Consider the following 14,334-nt stretch of genomic DNA (forward strand, 5'->3'; position numbering starts at 1 on the left):
AATTATCGCTAGTCGTCGACAGACGACTCACAATAATTAATAACTGGTGGATGTTGGTTATTGTTCAATTCGAAAGCCGAATGTAAACGATTGCCAAAACATCAAAAGATTAAGTTATTAAGGGCGCACGGTGGATGCCTTGGCACTAGAAGCCGATGAAGGACGTTACTAACGACGATATGCTTTGGGGAGCTGTAAGTAAGCTGTGATCCAGAGATTTCCGAATGGGGGAACCCAGCACGAGTTATGTCGTGTTATCCGCATGTGAATACATAGCATGTGAGAAGGTAGACCCGGAGAACTGAAACATCTTAGTACCCGGAGGAAGAGAAAGAAAAATCGATTCCCTGAGTAGCGGCGAGCGAAACGGGAAGAGCCCAAACCAACAAGCTTGCTTGTTGGGGTTGTAGGACACTCTGTACGGAGTTACAAAGGAACATGTTAGACGAATAACCTGGAAAGGTTAATCAGAGAAGGTAAAAATCCTGTAGTCGAAAACATATTCCCTCCTGAGTGGATCCTGAGTACGGCGGAGCACGTGAAATTCCGTCGGAATCTGGGAGGACCATCTCCCAAGGCTAAATACTCTCTAGTGACCGATAGTGAACCAGTACCGTGAGGGAAAGGTGAAAAGTACCCCGGAAGGGGAGTGAAAGAGAACTTGAAACCGTGTGCTTACAAGTAGTCAGAGCCCGTTAATGGGTGATGGCGTGCCTTTTGTAGAATGAACCGGCGAGTTACGATCTGATGCAAGGTTAAGCAGAAAATGTGGAGCCGTAGCGAAAGCGAGTCTGAATAGGGCGAATGAGTATTTGGTCGTAGACCCGAAACCAGGTGATCTACCCTTGGTCAGGTTGAAGTTCAGGTAACACTGAATGGAGGACCGAACCGACTTACGTTGAAAAGTGAGCGGATGAACTGAGGGTAGCGGAGAAATTCCAATCGAACTTGGAGATAGCTGGTTCTCTCCGAAATAGCTTTAGGGCTAGCCTCAAGTGATGATTATTGGAGGTAGAGCACTGTTTGGACGAGGGGCCCCTCTCGGGTTACCGAATTCAGACAAACTCCGAATGCCAAATAATTTAACTTGGGAGTCAGAACATGGGTGATAAGGTCCGTGTTCGAAAGGGAAACAGCCCAGACCACCAGCTAAGGTCCCAAAATATATGTTAAGTGGAAAAGGATGTGGCGTTGCCCAGACAACTAGGATGTTGGCTTAGAAGCAGCCATCATTTAAAGAGTGCGTAATAGCTCACTAGTCGAGTGACACTGCGCCGAAAATGTACCGGGGCTAAACATATTACCGAAGCTGTGGATTGTCCTTTAGGACAATGGTAGGAGAGCGTTCTAAGGGCGTTGAAGCATGATCGCAAGGACATGTGGAGCGCTTAGAAGTGAGAATGCCGGTGTGAGTAGCGAAAGACGGGTGAGAATCCCGTCCACCGATTGACTAAGGTTTCCAGAGGAAGGCTCGTCCGCTCTGGGTTAGTCGGGTCCTAAGCTGAGGCCGACAGGCGTAGGCGATGGATAACAGGTTGATATTCCTGTACCACCATGATTCGTTTTAAGCGATGGGGGGACGCAGTAGGATAGGCGAAGCGTGCTGTTGGAGTGCACGTCCAAGCAGTAAGACTGAGTGTTAGGCAAATCCGGCACTCATTAAGGTCAAGCTGTGATGGGGAGAGGAAACATGTTTTCCTCGAGTCGTTGATTTCACACTGCCGAGAAAAGCCTCTAGCTAGAAGATTGGTGCCCGTACCGCAAACCGACACAGGTAGTCAAGATGAGAATTCTAAGGTGAGCGAGCGAACTCTCGTTAAGGAACTCGGCAAAATGACCCCGTAACTTCGGGAGAAGGGGTGCTCTTTGAGGTTCACGCTTCGAAGAGCCGCAGTGAATAGGCCCAAGCGACTGTTTATCAAAAACACAGGTCTCTGCTAAACCGTAAGGTGACGTATAGGGGCTGACGCCTGCCCGGTGCTGGAAGGTTAAGAGGAGTGGTTAGCATTAGCGAAGCTACGAATCGAAGCCCCAGTAAACGGCGGCCGTAACTATAACGGTCCTAAGGTAGCGAAATTCCTTGTCGGGTAAGTTCCGACCCGCACGAAAGGCGTAACGATTTGGGCACTGTCTCAACGAGAGACTCGGTGAAATCATAGTACCGGTGAAGATGCCGGTTACCCGCGACAGGACGGAAAGACCCCGTGGAGCTTTACTGTAGCCTGATATTGAAATTCGGTACAGTTTGTACAGGATAGGTAGGAGCCTTAGAAACGTGAGCGCTAGCTTACGTGGAGGCATTGGTGGGATACTACCCTAATTGTATTGGATTTCTAACCCGCAACTCTTATCGAGTTGGGAGACAGTGTCAGGCGGGCAGTTTGACTGGGGCGGTCGCCTCCTAAAGTGTAACGGAGGCGCTCAAAGGTTCCCTCAGAATGGTTGGAAATCATTCATAGAGTGTAAAGGCATAAGGGAGCTTGACTGCGAGACCTACAAGTCGAGCAGGGTCGAAAGACGGACTTAGTGATCCGGTGGTTCCGCATGGAAGGGCCATCGCTCAACGGATAAAAGCTACCCCGGGGATAACAGGCTTATCTCCCCCAAGAGTTCACATCGACGGGGAGGTTTGGCACCTCGATGTCGGCTCATCGCATCCTGGGGCTGTAGTCGGTCCCAAGGGTTGGGCTGTTCGCCCATTAAAGCGGTACGCGAGCTGGGTTCAGAACGTCGTGAGACAGTTCGGTCCCTATCCGTCGTGGGCGTAGGAAATTTGAGAGGCGCTGTCCTTAGTACGAGAGGACCGGGATGGACATACCTCTGGTGTACCAGTTGTCGTGCCAACGGCATAGCTGGGTAGCTATGTATGGACGGGATAAGTGCTGAAAGCATCTAAGCATGAAGCCCCCCTCAAGATGAGATTTCCCAACTTCGGTTATAAGATCCCTCAAAGATGATGAGGTTAATAGGTTCGAGGTGGAAGCGTAGCGATACGTGGAGCTGACGAATACTAATCGATCGAAGACTTAATCAATTTAGTTCATAAGGTGATGCTTGTGAAACAATACTTACTATCTAGTTTTGAATGTATAATCATTCATTTTACGAAGTGAAAACGTATGCGAACGTTTGTCACGAAGTAAAAATTGTTTGGTGACAATAGCAAAGAGGTCACACCTGTTCCCATGCCGAACACAGAAGTTAAGCTCTTTAGCGCCGATGGTAGTCGGACTTACGTTCCGCGAGAGTAGGACGTTGCCAAGCATAATAAATCGGAGAATTAGCTCAGCTGGGAGAGCATCTGCCTTACAAGCAGAGGGTCGGCGGTTCGAACCCGTCATTCTCCACCATTTTAATAGCCGGCCTAGCTCAATTGGTAGAGCAACTGACTTGTAATCAGTAGGTTGGGGGTTCAAGTCCTCTGGCCGGCACCATCTAAGAGCCATTAGCTCAGTTGGTAGAGCATCTGACTTTTAATCAGAGGGTCAGAGGTTCGAATCCTCTATGGCTCACCATTCAAGCGGGTGTGGCGGAATTGGCAGACGCACTAGACTTAGGATCTAGCGCCTTACGGCGTGGGGGTTCGACTCCCTTCACCCGCATAAAGCAGAAGTAGTTCAGCGGTAGAATACAACCTTGCCAAGGTTGGGGTCGCGGGTTCGAATCCCGTCTTCTGCTCCATTATTTTGCCGGGGTGGCGGAACTGGCAGACGCACAGGACTTAAAATCCTGCGGTGAGAGATCACCGTACCGGTTCGATTCCGGTCCTCGGCACCATTATTAAATATGCGCCCGTAGCTCAATTGGATAGAGCGTTTGACTACGGATCAAAAGGTTATGGGTTCGACTCCTATCGGGCGCGCTACCATAGCATTACGGGAAGTAGCTCAGCTTGGTAGAGCACTTGGTTTGGGACCAAGGGGTCGCAGGTTCAAATCCTGTCTTCCCGACTTCTTATAAAATACCTTTAATGGGGGCTTAGCTCAGCTGGGAGAGCGCCTGCTTTGCACGCAGGAGGTCAGCGGTTCGATCCCGCTAGTCTCCACCATTTTTAATTGAATATTTACCAACTTTTTAAGGCGGCGTAGCTCAGCTGGCTAGAGCGTACGGTTCATACCCGTGAGGTCGGGGGTTCGATCCCCTCCGCCGCCACTATTATAGTTGATAGAAATTATTATTCGGACCTTTAGCTCAGTTGGTTAGAGCTAACGGCTCATAACCGTTCGGTCGCAGGTTCGAGTCCTGCAAGGTCCATATAATTTTGGAGGAATACCCAAGTCCGGCTGAAGGGATCGGTCTTGAAAACCGACAGGGGCTTAACGGCCCGCGGGGGTTCGAATCCCTCTTCCTCCGCCATTTTTAAATTTCTATTAACGCGGGATGGAGCAGTTCGGTAGCTCGTCGGGCTCATAACCCGAAGGTCGGTGGTTCAAATCCGCCTCCCGCAATATTTTATTTAGGTCCCGTAGTGGAGCGGTTTAACACGCCTGCCTGTCACGCAGGAGATCGCGGGTTCGATTCCCGTCGGGACCGCCATTCTTAATATGGTTCAGTAGCTCAGTCGGTAGAGCAAAGGACTGAAAATCCTTGTGTCGGCGGTTCGATTCCGTCCTGAACCACCATTTTTATGGTTTTTGCCGGCCTAGCTCAATTGGTAGAGCAACTGACTTGTAATCAGTAGGTTGGGGGTTCAAGTCCTCTGGCCGGCACCATTATCGGAGGGGTAGCGAAGTGGCTAAACGCGGCGGACTGTAAATCCGCTCCTTCGGGTTCGGCAGTTCGAATCTGCCCCCCTCCACCATCTTAATAGGGGCATAGTTCAACGGTAGAATAGAGGTCTCCAAAACCTTTGATGTGGGTTCGATTCCTACTGCCCCTGCCATGGCGGTTGTGGCGAAGTGGTTAACGCATCGGATTGTGGTTCCGACATTCGTGGGTTCGATTCCCATCAACCGCCCTTTATTTAAAATTAATGGGCTATAGCCAAGCGGTAAGGCAACGGACTTTGACTCCGTCACTCGCTGGTTCGAATCCAGCTAGCCCAGTTCCTTTTGGCGGCATAGCCAAGTGGTAAGGCCGAGGTCTGCAAAACCTCTATTCACCGGTTCAAATCCGGTTGCCGCCTCCATTTTACGACATGCGGGAGTAGTTCAACTTTTAGAACACTTTCCTTCCCGGAAAGAGGTACAGGTGTAAATCCTGTCTTCCGCTCCAAAATTATTTTATTGTTTTACGACATGCGGGAGTAGTTCAACTCTTAGAACACTTTCCTTCCCGGAAAGAGGTATAGGTGCAAATCCTATCTTCCGCTCCAAATTATTTTATTATTCTACATATGCGGGAGTAGTTCAACTTTTAGAACACTTTCCTTCCCGGAAAGAGGTATAGGTGTAAATCCTATCTTCCGCTCCAAAGTTTGCTTCCAAATATGGGAGTTTTTTTGTACCTTGCCGGTGTGGCGGAATTGGCAGACGCGCGGGACTCAAAATCCCGTGTCTTCACAGACGTGTCGGTTCGACCCCGACCACCGGTATATATGCTTGTAAAAGTCGCATTGATTTGCGGCTTTTTTGGGCTCTTTGTCAACGTCGGTTGGTGAAGATAAAACGTGCTAAGTGGCAAGGTTTTGTTGCTTAGTACGTTTTTTAGATTCTATACTTTTAACGGTTGGTGAGTTGTTCACTAGCCGTTATTTTGTTTTAGTACAATATTTAGCACATACATCACTATAGGTTATCGTCACGACTTCCTTATCTTTAACATCACGGAAAGTAGGCTAAGTCTGTTTAAAAGATCATATGATACTCGGTGTGAGAAAATCCGTAATAAGAGGCGTGTCATCGCAATTTATGTTGAATTCATGAGAGAACGATTTTTACATATATTGGATACATATTGACTAGTATTTTATTTAAATAACAGTATATAATGAAAAAAATGATATAGAATGAGGCGTCTTATGTTAGAAAAGTTATTAAGTCAACATCAAATTGATGTATCGAATATTGAAGTGACAGGCTGTTTTTACCATCTAAATACAAACTATGAAACGTCAAAAACCATTGAGGGAATCTATCGTTTCAAACCAAATGAATGTCCATATTGTACTAACCAAAATTCTAAAATGTTTAAGCTGTATAAATATCAAACTGTAAAAATCAAACTCAAGTCAGAGCCTATATTACCTACAGTTTTAGTATTAAAAAAGCCGGCATTTAAGTGTTTACATTGTATGCGCAATTTTAATAGTCAAGTCGATTTTGTAGATAAGCATTGCAATATTAGTAATGATTTAAAGGATTATATTTTTGAATTATTGCAAGTGAGACCCAAATTGAGCCATAAACAAATATCGATGAAAACGCATGTTTCTCAAAATCGAATTGCTTATTTAAATACGTTATTAAAAGAGCAGAATATTAAAGAAAGTAATTCACAAATAACGGATTGTGACTTCTCTTAGAATGTATTATGATATACATATTAGTTTTTAGGAGGGGCAAACATTGCCAAATATTAAACAATCAAAAAAGCAATTTTTTTCAAACATACTAAATGCGGTAGGAGCAGGTGTTGTTATTGCATTGCTTCCTAATGCGTTACTGGGAGAGTTTTTAAAGTTTTTTAAAGAAGGTCAACCCACGCTTGAACTTATGTATCAACTTGTGGTGGTTATTCAATCTTTCATGGCTTTTATCATTGGTGCTTTAGCTGCGACTGCGTTTAAATTCTCGGGTCCTGGAGTGGTCATCACGGGGGTCTCAGCAATGTTAGGCTCTGGCGCTATTCAATTTAAAAATGGACAAATCCTGTTGCAAGGTATTGGTGACATCATTAATGTGATTATTGTGGTAACGCTCGCGTGTTTTTTGTTTATTCTACTCAAAGATAAATTTGGATCATTGGAAATGATTATTTTACCTGCCGTTATTCCGGTAGTATCTGGCATGATAGGTTTATTATTACTACCACATGTGAGAAAAGTGACACAGGCTTTAGGTTCAATGGTTGAGTCATTTACGGAGTTAAATCCACTAGTGATGAGTATATTGATTTCTATGACTTTTGCTTTACTCATGGTGACGCCAATCTCATTGGTTGCTATTGCAACTGCAATTTCTTTAGAAGGATTAGGGAGTGGCGCAGGCAATATGGGAATCGTTGCAGCTTGTGTCACGTTCATCTTTGGCTCACTCGGTGTTAACAAAATCGGAGTGAATATCGTACTTATTATTGGTGCTGCTAAAATGATGATTCCTGTGTACTTGAAGCATCCTATTATAATGGTTCCACTTGCGATTAATGGCGCAATTGCTGGCACATTAACTTATTTAATAGGTATTAAAGGGACACCGATGTCTGCCGGTTTTGGCTATACAGGTTTAGTAGGACCACTCAATGCATTTTCGAGAATGAATGGTGACCCAATCATGAACATCATTTTACTTATTTTTGGTTACTTAGTCATTCCTTTTACTTTAGGGTTTGTGGTTCATCAAGTTTGTAAAAAGGTAATACCAGGGTATTCGGATGATATTTACCGTTTTGACATTCCAAAGCAATAAGAAAATTTTTATATGAATTATACAGAAGAGACGTAGCTTATGAGCTTCGTCTTTTCTTTTTAAAATACTATTGCATAAATTTTCATGTATATGTATAATGATGAATATTATTAAGAGGGAGGTTACGTTATGAATTTTTGGGGAAAGTGTCTAGCCATTTTTATGATTGCAGTAATTTTGTTTTCAAATATTTCTGTTTCACAAGCAAAAGCTGCATCTACTGATCAATGGGATAAAATTAAAGAAAGAGGAGAATTAAGAGTAGGTTTATCAGCTGATTATGCTCCGATGGAATTTGAAAGAACAGTCAACGGACAACGTGAATATGCTGGAATTGATATTGAACTGGCTAAAAAAATTGCTAAAGATCACGGTGTTAAATTAAAAATCGTGAATATGCAATTTGATAGTTTATTAGGGGCTTTAAAAACAGGAAAAATTGATGTTATTATTTCTGGAATGACGCCAACTGATGAAAGAAAAAAAGAAGTCGACTTTTCTAATTCTTATATGGCTGTTGATCAAAAAATAATTATCCGTAAAAAGGATGAAAATAAATATCAAACATTAGATGATTTAAAAGGGAAAAAGATAGGTGCACAAAAACAAACGACACAAGAAGAACTTGCGCGTACGGAAATACAGGACGCTGATGTTCAGTCATTAACGCGTGTACCCGAAGTAATCCTCTCATTAAAAAGTAATAAATTAGATGCAATAGTATTAGATAGTGCAGTTGGAAATGCTTATTTAAAACAAAATAAAGAACTTACTTTTTCTAAAGCGTCTTTTGCGGATGAGAAAAAATATACCGCAATTGCCGTACCTAAAAATTCACCAGAGTTGTTAAATAAGGTCAATCAAACGATAAAAGAAGTTGATGATCAAAACTTGATTAAAGATTATGAAGAAAAAGCCGCAAATGCGATGAAAGATGAAGGAAACTTTTTCACAAAATATGGCAGTTTCTTTTTAACAGGTTTGAAAAATACCATTTTAATTTCAATTATTGGTGTCGTCTTTGGCGCAGTGTTTGGAGCGATGTTTGCTTTAATGAAAATTAGCCGAATTAAACCATTAAAATGGTTAGCAGCTGCGTATATTGAATTTATAAGAGGGACGCCTTTACTTGTTCAAGTATTTTTAGTTTATTTTGGAACAACAGCCGTTTTAGGCTTAGATATTTCTGCATTTATATGTGGTGCTATTGCGTTAGTCATAAACTGTACCGCATATATCGCTGAAATTATACGTGCGGGTATTAATGCTGTAGATAAGGGTCAAATGGAAGCGGCGCGTAGTTTAGGATTGAATTATAGTCAAACAATGAAAAATGTCATCATGCCTCAAGCAATCAATAATATTCTTCCGGCGTTAGGCAATGAATTTGTCACGGTGATAAAAGAATCATCCATTATTTCTGTTATCGGGGTTAGTGAAATTATGTTCAACGCACAAGTTGTTCAAGGTGCTTCATTTGATCCGTTTACACCGTTATTGGTTGCGGCGATATTGTATTTCATTTTGACATTCACTTTATCAAGAATTATGAATGTCTTTGAAGGGAGAATGAAAATCAGTGATTAAAATTAATAAACTCTATAAATCGTTTGGAGAACATGACGTACTCAAAGGCATTGATTTGAATATTCAACAAGGAGAAGTTGTCGCAATTATTGGACCTTCCGGAAGCGGAAAAAGTACATTATTACGTTGCATGAACTTATTAGAACAACCCACTAAGGGTCAAGTTATATTTGAAGGAAAAGATTTAACAGAAAAAAGTACAAAAGTCGATCAACTTCGCCAAGATATGGGCATGGTTTTTCAAAATTTCAATTTATTTCCTCATAAAAAAGTAATTGATAATATTATTTTAGCACCTAGTTTGTTAAAAAAAGGTCATAAACAAACGTTGAATGACCAAGCTTTGACTTTACTAGATAGAGTGGGGTTAAAAGATAGAGCAAACGCTTACCCTAATCAACTTTCTGGTGGTCAAAAACAACGGGTTGCCATTGCTCGAGCGTTAGCAATGAATCCGAAAGTGATGCTTTTTGATGAGCCAACATCAGCACTTGATCCAGAGGTTGTAGGTGAAGTACTTACTGTTATGAAGGATTTGGCGAAAGAAGGTATGACAATGGTGGTGGTGACGCACGAAATGGAATTTGCCAAAAATGTGAGTGACCGTGTAATTTTTATGGCTGATGGCAACGTTGTTGAAGAAGGGAAACCGGAAGCGATTTTTGAACATCCTCAACATCAAAGAACGCAAAGCTTTTTAAAACGGGTCATGTAAAAAAGTACATTTATTCATGTGATTAACCGTATTTTTTATTAATACGACCTTTATATAAAAGAGCGTAGAGTAGCAAATCATAGATTATTGCTATTCTACGCTTTTTAACTTCAGCCAATAAATGAGGTACTTCACAGAATTACGGTGATCATGACAATTTTTTAACGTCATTATTATTTAAATTTCTCTAAATAAGAGAGATTTTTCAAACAGATATTCGACAAATTTTTGAAAGGGTTATTTAGAATTATGTTAAAATGGTAGAGTGGTTTTGAGAGGTGAAAATATTGGATATTAAAACATTAAAACAAGAAATCATTGATTATGCACAACAAATTGGCATCGATGATATCGGTTTTACGACGGCTGACCCTTTTGATGAATTGAAAAATAAGTTAATCGACTATCACGAAAATGGCTATGCCTCAGGATTTGAGGAATCTGATATTCAATTAAGAACCGAACCTAAATTATCGATGGCTTCTGCACAATCCATCATTGCGATTGCAGTAGGTTATCCGAATAAACTTAAAAATGCACCTAAAAGTGTTCGTGGTGATCGTCGTGGAATGTTTGCGCGCGCTTCTTGGGGACAAGACTATCATACGATTATGCGTCGACGCCTTGATGATTTGGCGACATTTATTTCCTCAAAAGTACCAGAAGCAGAAATGATGTCTATGGTAGATACGGGGGTTTTATCTGATCGTGCTGTCGCTGAACGTGCAGGACTCGGTTTTACAGGACGCAATGGTTTTGTAATCAATCCGAAGCTAGGCACATGGTCATATCTTGGTGAGATGTTAATTAACATTCCATTTCCACCTGATGAACAGATTATGGATAGTTGTGGCACATGTACCATTTGTGTCGATCGTTGTCCAACAGGAGCATTAGTCGGTGATGGTCAACTTAATAGTCAAAAGTGTATTAGTTTTTTAACACAAACTAAAGGCTATTTAAAAGATGAATATCGCTATAAAATAGGGAATCGTCTTTATGGATGCGATACTTGCCAACAAGTTTGCCCTAAAAATAGAGGAATAAATACTGAACAAGAGGATATTATTTTAGAACCTGAAATATTAAAACCAAGACTTATTCCATTATTACAAATGACAAATAAAGAATTTAAAAACACATATGGTCACTTAGCAGGGGCTTGGCGTGGCAAGAAACCTATACAGAGAAACGCTATTATTGCATTAGCTCACTTTAATGAAGTTTCTGCGATCCCAGAATTAAAACAAGTTGCAGAAAATGATCCCCGACCCATGATTAGAGGGACAGCGTATTGGGCAATTGGTCAAATTTTAGGTGTGGATGCTAAAGAGTATATTATGTCGCATTATGACGATGAACTAGAAGAGGTTCAAAATGAAATGTTAAAAGGTTTAGAAATGAGGAGACAAACAAAATGACGATACACGTAGTACTATATCAACCGGAAATACCCGCAAATACAGGAAATATTGCACGAACATGTGCGGCGACAGACACCCATTTGCATTTAATTCGCCCATTAGGTTTCAGTACAGATGATAAAATGCTTCGCCGTGCCGGGTTAGATTACTGGAAATTTGTTAATATTACCTACCATGATAGTATCGAAGAATTTTTCGAAGCTACAGAGGGTGAATATTATCTACTTACGAAATTTGGGTCAAAAAATCATACCTCTCAAGATTTTTCAGATGCAACTAAAAACCATTACTTTATTTTTGGGAAAGAAACGACAGGACTACCTGATTGGGTAAAAGATACTTATCAAAATACTGCGTTACGTATCCCAATGACTGATAAAGTTCGTGCCTTAAACTTATCGAACACAGCTGCAATTTTAATTTATGAAGCGTTAAGACAACAGGGTTATCCTAATTTACAGTAAATTTTAGGGGCGATATTATGACAGAATATGTTATTCAAGGCGGTACCATTTATACTGAAGATGGCAAAATTGAGAATGGACATATCATCATCAAAGAGGGATATATTTCACATATTGGTCATATGCCTTATCAGGGCCATTTAGAAACGATTAACGTTCCGAACAGTCATATTTTACCTGGGTTTATTGATATCCATATTCATGGGGGATATGGTGAAGATGCGATGGATGCCAAGACGCATGGCTTGAAACATTTATCTGAGCAACTATTATCAGAAGGCACAACGAGTTATTTGCCAACTACAATGACGCAATCCAATGAAGCCATTACTAATGCGCTACAAACTATTGCACATTATCAACCCAATCAATCGCCACGTGAAGCAGAAATACTCGGGGTGCATTTAGAAGGTCCTTTCATTTCAGAACATAAAGTGGGCGCCCAAAATCCTAAATTTGTGCAACCTCCAACTTTAGAGCAATTGAAAGCTTATCAACAAGCAGCACAAGGACTCATCAAAATTGTCACTATTGCCCCGGAAGTTTCAGGGGCCTTAGACGTTATTCGAAATCTAAGTGATCAAAATATTTTTTCAATTGGCCATACGGTTGCAACTTTTGATGAAGTAAATGAAGCGGTGACGTTAGGTGCTAGACATGTCACTCATTTATACAATGCTGGTACGCCATTTACACATCGTAATCCAGGTGTATTTGGAGCGGCATGGACGAACCCATTTTTACATTGTGAACTGATTGCAGATGGGATTCACTCTCATCCCGCATCAGTAGATATTGCTTTTAAGATGAAGGAAACGACACGTATGTATTTAATTACAGATGCGATGCGCGCTAAAGGATTAGGTGAGGGAACTTATGATTTAGGAGGACAAAATGTGACTGTCGCCAATCATGAAGCTCGATTAAAAAATGGGTCATTGGCAGGGAGTATTTTGAAAATGAATGTGGGTTTGAAAAATTTAATTCAATTCACGGGACGTTCTTTAGAAGATTTATGGCGTGTAACAAGTTATAATCAAGCTAAAGCATTAAACATTCTCCATCAAAAAGGCAGTTTGCGAGAGGGCAAGCATGCGGATATCGTTATTTTGGATCAAGAGATCAATGTTTTAAAAACAATCAAGATGGGGTATGTAGTTAATAATGTTAAAGACAAGAATGCATAAATAGAGGAGTGTACGAATATGGCAATGAACTTTAAAGTTTTTAAAGACAAAGATACTGCAGCAATTTATGCAGCAGATATCATCAGAAAACAATTTAACAATAATCCTACGACAATTGCTGGATTTCATTTGAGTGGTGAAGAAGCACCAGTATTAGACTATTTAAAACGCAATGTAGATAATCATGCCGTAGATTTTAGTCAAATTCATGTGCTAGATTATGACAAGCAAACATCATATTTTAAAGCGTTAGGTGTACCAGAAAAACAAATTCATGAAATTCCAGAAGATGACGATGTTGAAAAATTTATCGAACATAAAGCGAAAACAAAAGATAATAAAGGCAAATTGACACTACAAGTTGTTTCTATTAATCAGAATGGTGAATTCGGAGTACCAGTGAACAATGGTTTAAAACCTGCGCGTGAAATTTTTGTCATTGTGACAGGACATGATAAAGCTGATGTTATTAAAAAGTTATATGAAGATAATGGTAATACAAGCTTTATTCCATCAAGCTTAAAAACGCACCGTATGGTGAATGTCATTTTAGACGAAGCTGCAGCTCAAGGTTTGCCAGCTGATGTCAGAGAATATTTCACTTCTCTATATGCATAAAGAATAGGGGTGCCATTATGACAGAAGAAAAACATATCGAACATGAAAACGAAATGGTCGATGATTTTGATGATCTTGTCAGTTTAGGGAAAGAAATGGAACAAATTTCTGAAGCGAATGACGAAGAAAAAGAGAACCAAACACATGACGCATCTATTCGTTCAGATAAAACTGAAGAATAATCTAAAGGCAATGACGTAAGATGTTCTTATGTCATTGTCTTATTTATGTGTATGCATTAAAATGAAATAAACTGTGACTTAAATGAAAGGTGTCAAAATATGAAACTTCATCGTTATTGGGTGCCCTTGCTCATTTTTTCTACATTAATCAATTTACTATCGATTAAAGGATTTCCGCTCGCTTTAGGAACCCTCTATTTGCCTGTGTTGTTTAAAGTCGTTCAAATGCAAATGAATTTATCTGAGGGATTATTAGAAGAAAAAGTGCATGCCCGCGTATTTATACATAATAACCAAAAAGGGATTATTATTAGCGTAATATGCTGTTTAGCAATCACGGCGGCTTTATTTGTATACTTAAATGATTTTTATACAACACTCACAGGGTTTTTAGGCGTATTGATTGCGATGAGTCCTGTGACTTTAGCACTAGGAGTTATTCTATATATTGTTTCAGCTATAGCAGTTGTTCAAGCTGTAAAATACAAATTTTCAACTGAAAATAACTAAAAGAATAGATTGATCTCAAAAGATGAAAGTTCAAAAGCGCTTTCATCTTTTTTATATTCTCATAGATGGGCAATTGAACCTA

General features: G+C 40.7%; 10 protein-coding genes, 25 tRNA genes and 2 rRNA genes. All 37 read left to right on the plus strand.

Annotation, left to right across the window (positions count from 1 at the left end):
- The first annotated feature begins 107 nt into the window (after positions 1-107).
- The 37 genes from PYW36_RS04195 to PYW36_RS04375 all read left to right on the plus strand — a co-directional run bounded on the left by PYW36_RS04195 (position 108) and on the right by PYW36_RS04375 (position 14,252).
- Positions 108-3,034, plus strand: a 23S ribosomal RNA gene (locus PYW36_RS04195).
- A gap of 115 nt (positions 3,035-3,149) precedes the next feature.
- Positions 3,150-3,264 (plus strand): 5S ribosomal RNA (gene rrf, locus PYW36_RS04200).
- A 10-nt stretch (positions 3,265-3,274) separates the two neighbouring features.
- Positions 3,275-3,350 (plus strand) — tRNA-Val (locus PYW36_RS04205).
- An 8-nt stretch (positions 3,351-3,358) separates the two neighbouring features.
- Positions 3,359-3,434, plus strand: a tRNA-Thr gene (locus PYW36_RS04210).
- Positions 3,435-3,439: 5 nt separating this feature from the next.
- A tRNA-Lys gene (locus tag PYW36_RS04215) sits at positions 3,440-3,515 on the plus strand.
- 5 nt (positions 3,516-3,520) lie between these two features.
- Positions 3,521-3,602: transfer RNA gene (locus PYW36_RS04220), tRNA-Leu, on the plus strand.
- 4 nt (positions 3,603-3,606) lie between these two features.
- A tRNA-Gly gene (locus tag PYW36_RS04225) sits at positions 3,607-3,681 on the plus strand.
- A gap of 7 nt (positions 3,682-3,688) precedes the next feature.
- Positions 3,689-3,777, plus strand: a tRNA-Leu gene (locus PYW36_RS04230).
- An 11-nt stretch (positions 3,778-3,788) separates the two neighbouring features.
- A tRNA-Arg gene (locus tag PYW36_RS04235) sits at positions 3,789-3,862 on the plus strand.
- A gap of 14 nt (positions 3,863-3,876) precedes the next feature.
- Positions 3,877-3,950: transfer RNA gene (locus PYW36_RS04240), tRNA-Pro, on the plus strand.
- 22 nt (positions 3,951-3,972) lie between these two features.
- Positions 3,973-4,048: transfer RNA gene (locus PYW36_RS04245), tRNA-Ala, on the plus strand.
- Between the two features lie 30 nt (positions 4,049-4,078).
- A tRNA-Met gene (locus PYW36_RS04250) sits at positions 4,079-4,152 on the plus strand.
- 28 nt (positions 4,153-4,180) lie between these two features.
- A tRNA-Ile gene (locus PYW36_RS04255) sits at positions 4,181-4,254 on the plus strand.
- 9 nt (positions 4,255-4,263) lie between these two features.
- Positions 4,264-4,356 (plus strand) — tRNA-Ser (locus PYW36_RS04260).
- An 18-nt stretch (positions 4,357-4,374) separates the two neighbouring features.
- Positions 4,375-4,448, plus strand: a tRNA-Met gene (locus tag PYW36_RS04265).
- A gap of 11 nt (positions 4,449-4,459) precedes the next feature.
- Positions 4,460-4,536: transfer RNA gene (locus PYW36_RS04270), tRNA-Asp, on the plus strand.
- A gap of 10 nt (positions 4,537-4,546) precedes the next feature.
- Positions 4,547-4,622 (plus strand) — tRNA-Phe (locus PYW36_RS04275).
- Positions 4,623-4,636: 14 nt separating this feature from the next.
- A tRNA-Thr gene (locus tag PYW36_RS04280) sits at positions 4,637-4,712 on the plus strand.
- Between the two features lie 5 nt (positions 4,713-4,717).
- Positions 4,718-4,801, plus strand: a tRNA-Tyr gene (locus PYW36_RS04285).
- Positions 4,802-4,808: 7 nt separating this feature from the next.
- Positions 4,809-4,882, plus strand: a tRNA-Trp gene (locus PYW36_RS04290).
- Between the two features lie 2 nt (positions 4,883-4,884).
- Positions 4,885-4,957: transfer RNA gene (locus tag PYW36_RS04295), tRNA-His, on the plus strand.
- Between the two features lie 16 nt (positions 4,958-4,973).
- Positions 4,974-5,045: transfer RNA gene (locus PYW36_RS04300), tRNA-Gln, on the plus strand.
- 8 nt (positions 5,046-5,053) lie between these two features.
- Positions 5,054-5,128, plus strand: a tRNA-Cys gene (locus tag PYW36_RS04305).
- Positions 5,129-5,139: 11 nt separating this feature from the next.
- Positions 5,140-5,214: transfer RNA gene (locus tag PYW36_RS04310), tRNA-Gly, on the plus strand.
- A gap of 25 nt (positions 5,215-5,239) precedes the next feature.
- Positions 5,240-5,314: transfer RNA gene (locus tag PYW36_RS04315), tRNA-Gly, on the plus strand.
- A 23-nt stretch (positions 5,315-5,337) separates the two neighbouring features.
- A tRNA-Gly gene (locus tag PYW36_RS04320) sits at positions 5,338-5,412 on the plus strand.
- A gap of 37 nt (positions 5,413-5,449) precedes the next feature.
- Positions 5,450-5,533: transfer RNA gene (locus tag PYW36_RS04325), tRNA-Leu, on the plus strand.
- Between the two features lie 426 nt (positions 5,534-5,959).
- The gene (locus PYW36_RS04330) at positions 5,960-6,463 is read left to right on the plus strand and encodes a hypothetical protein (RefSeq protein ID WP_103159615.1); all 504 of its coding nucleotides are present in this window, start codon (positions 5,960-5,962) and stop codon (positions 6,461-6,463) included.
- Between the two features lie 43 nt (positions 6,464-6,506).
- A complete protein-coding gene (locus PYW36_RS04335) occupies positions 6,507-7,565 on the plus strand; it encodes a PTS sugar transporter subunit IIC (protein ID WP_103159616.1) in 1,059 nt (352 codons plus the stop codon).
- Between the two features lie 129 nt (positions 7,566-7,694).
- Entirely contained in the window at positions 7,695-9,152 is a 1,458-nt protein-coding gene (locus PYW36_RS04340) for an ABC transporter substrate-binding protein/permease (protein WP_103159617.1), read from the plus strand.
- Positions 9,145-9,867, plus strand: coding sequence for an amino acid ABC transporter ATP-binding protein (locus PYW36_RS04345; protein ID WP_037577247.1), 723 nt, complete (start codon positions 9,145-9,147; stop codon positions 9,865-9,867). The genes PYW36_RS04340 and PYW36_RS04345 overlap by 8 nt, the downstream gene beginning before the upstream one ends.
- Before the next feature lie 287 nt (positions 9,868-10,154).
- Entirely contained in the window at positions 10,155-11,288 is a 1,134-nt protein-coding gene (gene queG / locus PYW36_RS04350) for a tRNA epoxyqueuosine(34) reductase QueG (RefSeq protein ID WP_037577244.1), read from the plus strand.
- The gene (gene trmL, locus PYW36_RS04355) at positions 11,285-11,755 is read left to right on the plus strand and encodes a tRNA (uridine(34)/cytosine(34)/5-carboxymethylaminomethyluridine(34)-2'-O)-methyltransferase TrmL (protein WP_037577242.1); all 471 of its coding nucleotides are present in this window, start codon (positions 11,285-11,287) and stop codon (positions 11,753-11,755) included. Before queG ends, trmL begins: the two co-directional genes overlap by 4 nt.
- A gap of 17 nt (positions 11,756-11,772) precedes the next feature.
- Entirely contained in the window at positions 11,773-12,942 is a 1,170-nt protein-coding gene (gene nagA, locus PYW36_RS04360; protein ID WP_103159618.1) for an N-acetylglucosamine-6-phosphate deacetylase, read from the plus strand.
- 18 nt (positions 12,943-12,960) lie between these two features.
- A complete protein-coding gene (locus PYW36_RS04365; protein WP_037577237.1) occupies positions 12,961-13,560 on the plus strand; it encodes a 6-phosphogluconolactonase in 600 nt (199 codons plus the stop codon).
- Between the two features lie 17 nt (positions 13,561-13,577).
- Positions 13,578-13,742 (plus strand): SAS053 family DNA gyrase inhibitor, encoded by a 165-nt coding sequence (locus tag PYW36_RS04370; protein WP_157946077.1) that lies wholly within the window; start codon positions 13,578-13,580, stop codon positions 13,740-13,742.
- 99 nt (positions 13,743-13,841) lie between these two features.
- Complete coding sequence (locus PYW36_RS04375) at positions 13,842-14,252, plus strand: hypothetical protein (RefSeq protein ID WP_103159619.1); 411 nt, start codon at positions 13,842-13,844, stop codon at positions 14,250-14,252.
- Positions 14,253-14,334: the final 82 nt, after the last annotated feature.

Source organism: Staphylococcus chromogenes, from assembly GCF_029024625.1.
GTDB classification, from domain to species: Bacteria; Bacillota; Bacilli; order Staphylococcales; family Staphylococcaceae; genus Staphylococcus; species Staphylococcus chromogenes.

Coding starts and splice junctions, on each gene's coding strand:
- PYW36_RS04340 (WP_103159617.1), top strand. CDS start 7,695: ATGAATTTTTGGGGAAAGTGTCTAGCCATTTTTATGATTGCAGTAATT.
- PYW36_RS04365 (WP_037577237.1), top strand. CDS start 12,961: ATGGCAATGAACTTTAAAGTTTTTAAAGACAAAGATACTGCAGCAATT.
- nagA (WP_103159618.1), top strand. CDS start 11,773: ATGACAGAATATGTTATTCAAGGCGGTACCATTTATACTGAAGATGGC.
- trmL (WP_037577242.1), top strand. CDS start 11,285: ATGACGATACACGTAGTACTATATCAACCGGAAATACCCGCAAATACA.
- PYW36_RS04330 (WP_103159615.1), top strand. CDS start 5,960: ATGTTAGAAAAGTTATTAAGTCAACATCAAATTGATGTATCGAATATT.
- PYW36_RS04370 (WP_157946077.1), top strand. CDS start 13,578: ATGACAGAAGAAAAACATATCGAACATGAAAACGAAATGGTCGATGAT.
- PYW36_RS04375 (WP_103159619.1), top strand. CDS start 13,842: ATGAAACTTCATCGTTATTGGGTGCCCTTGCTCATTTTTTCTACATTA.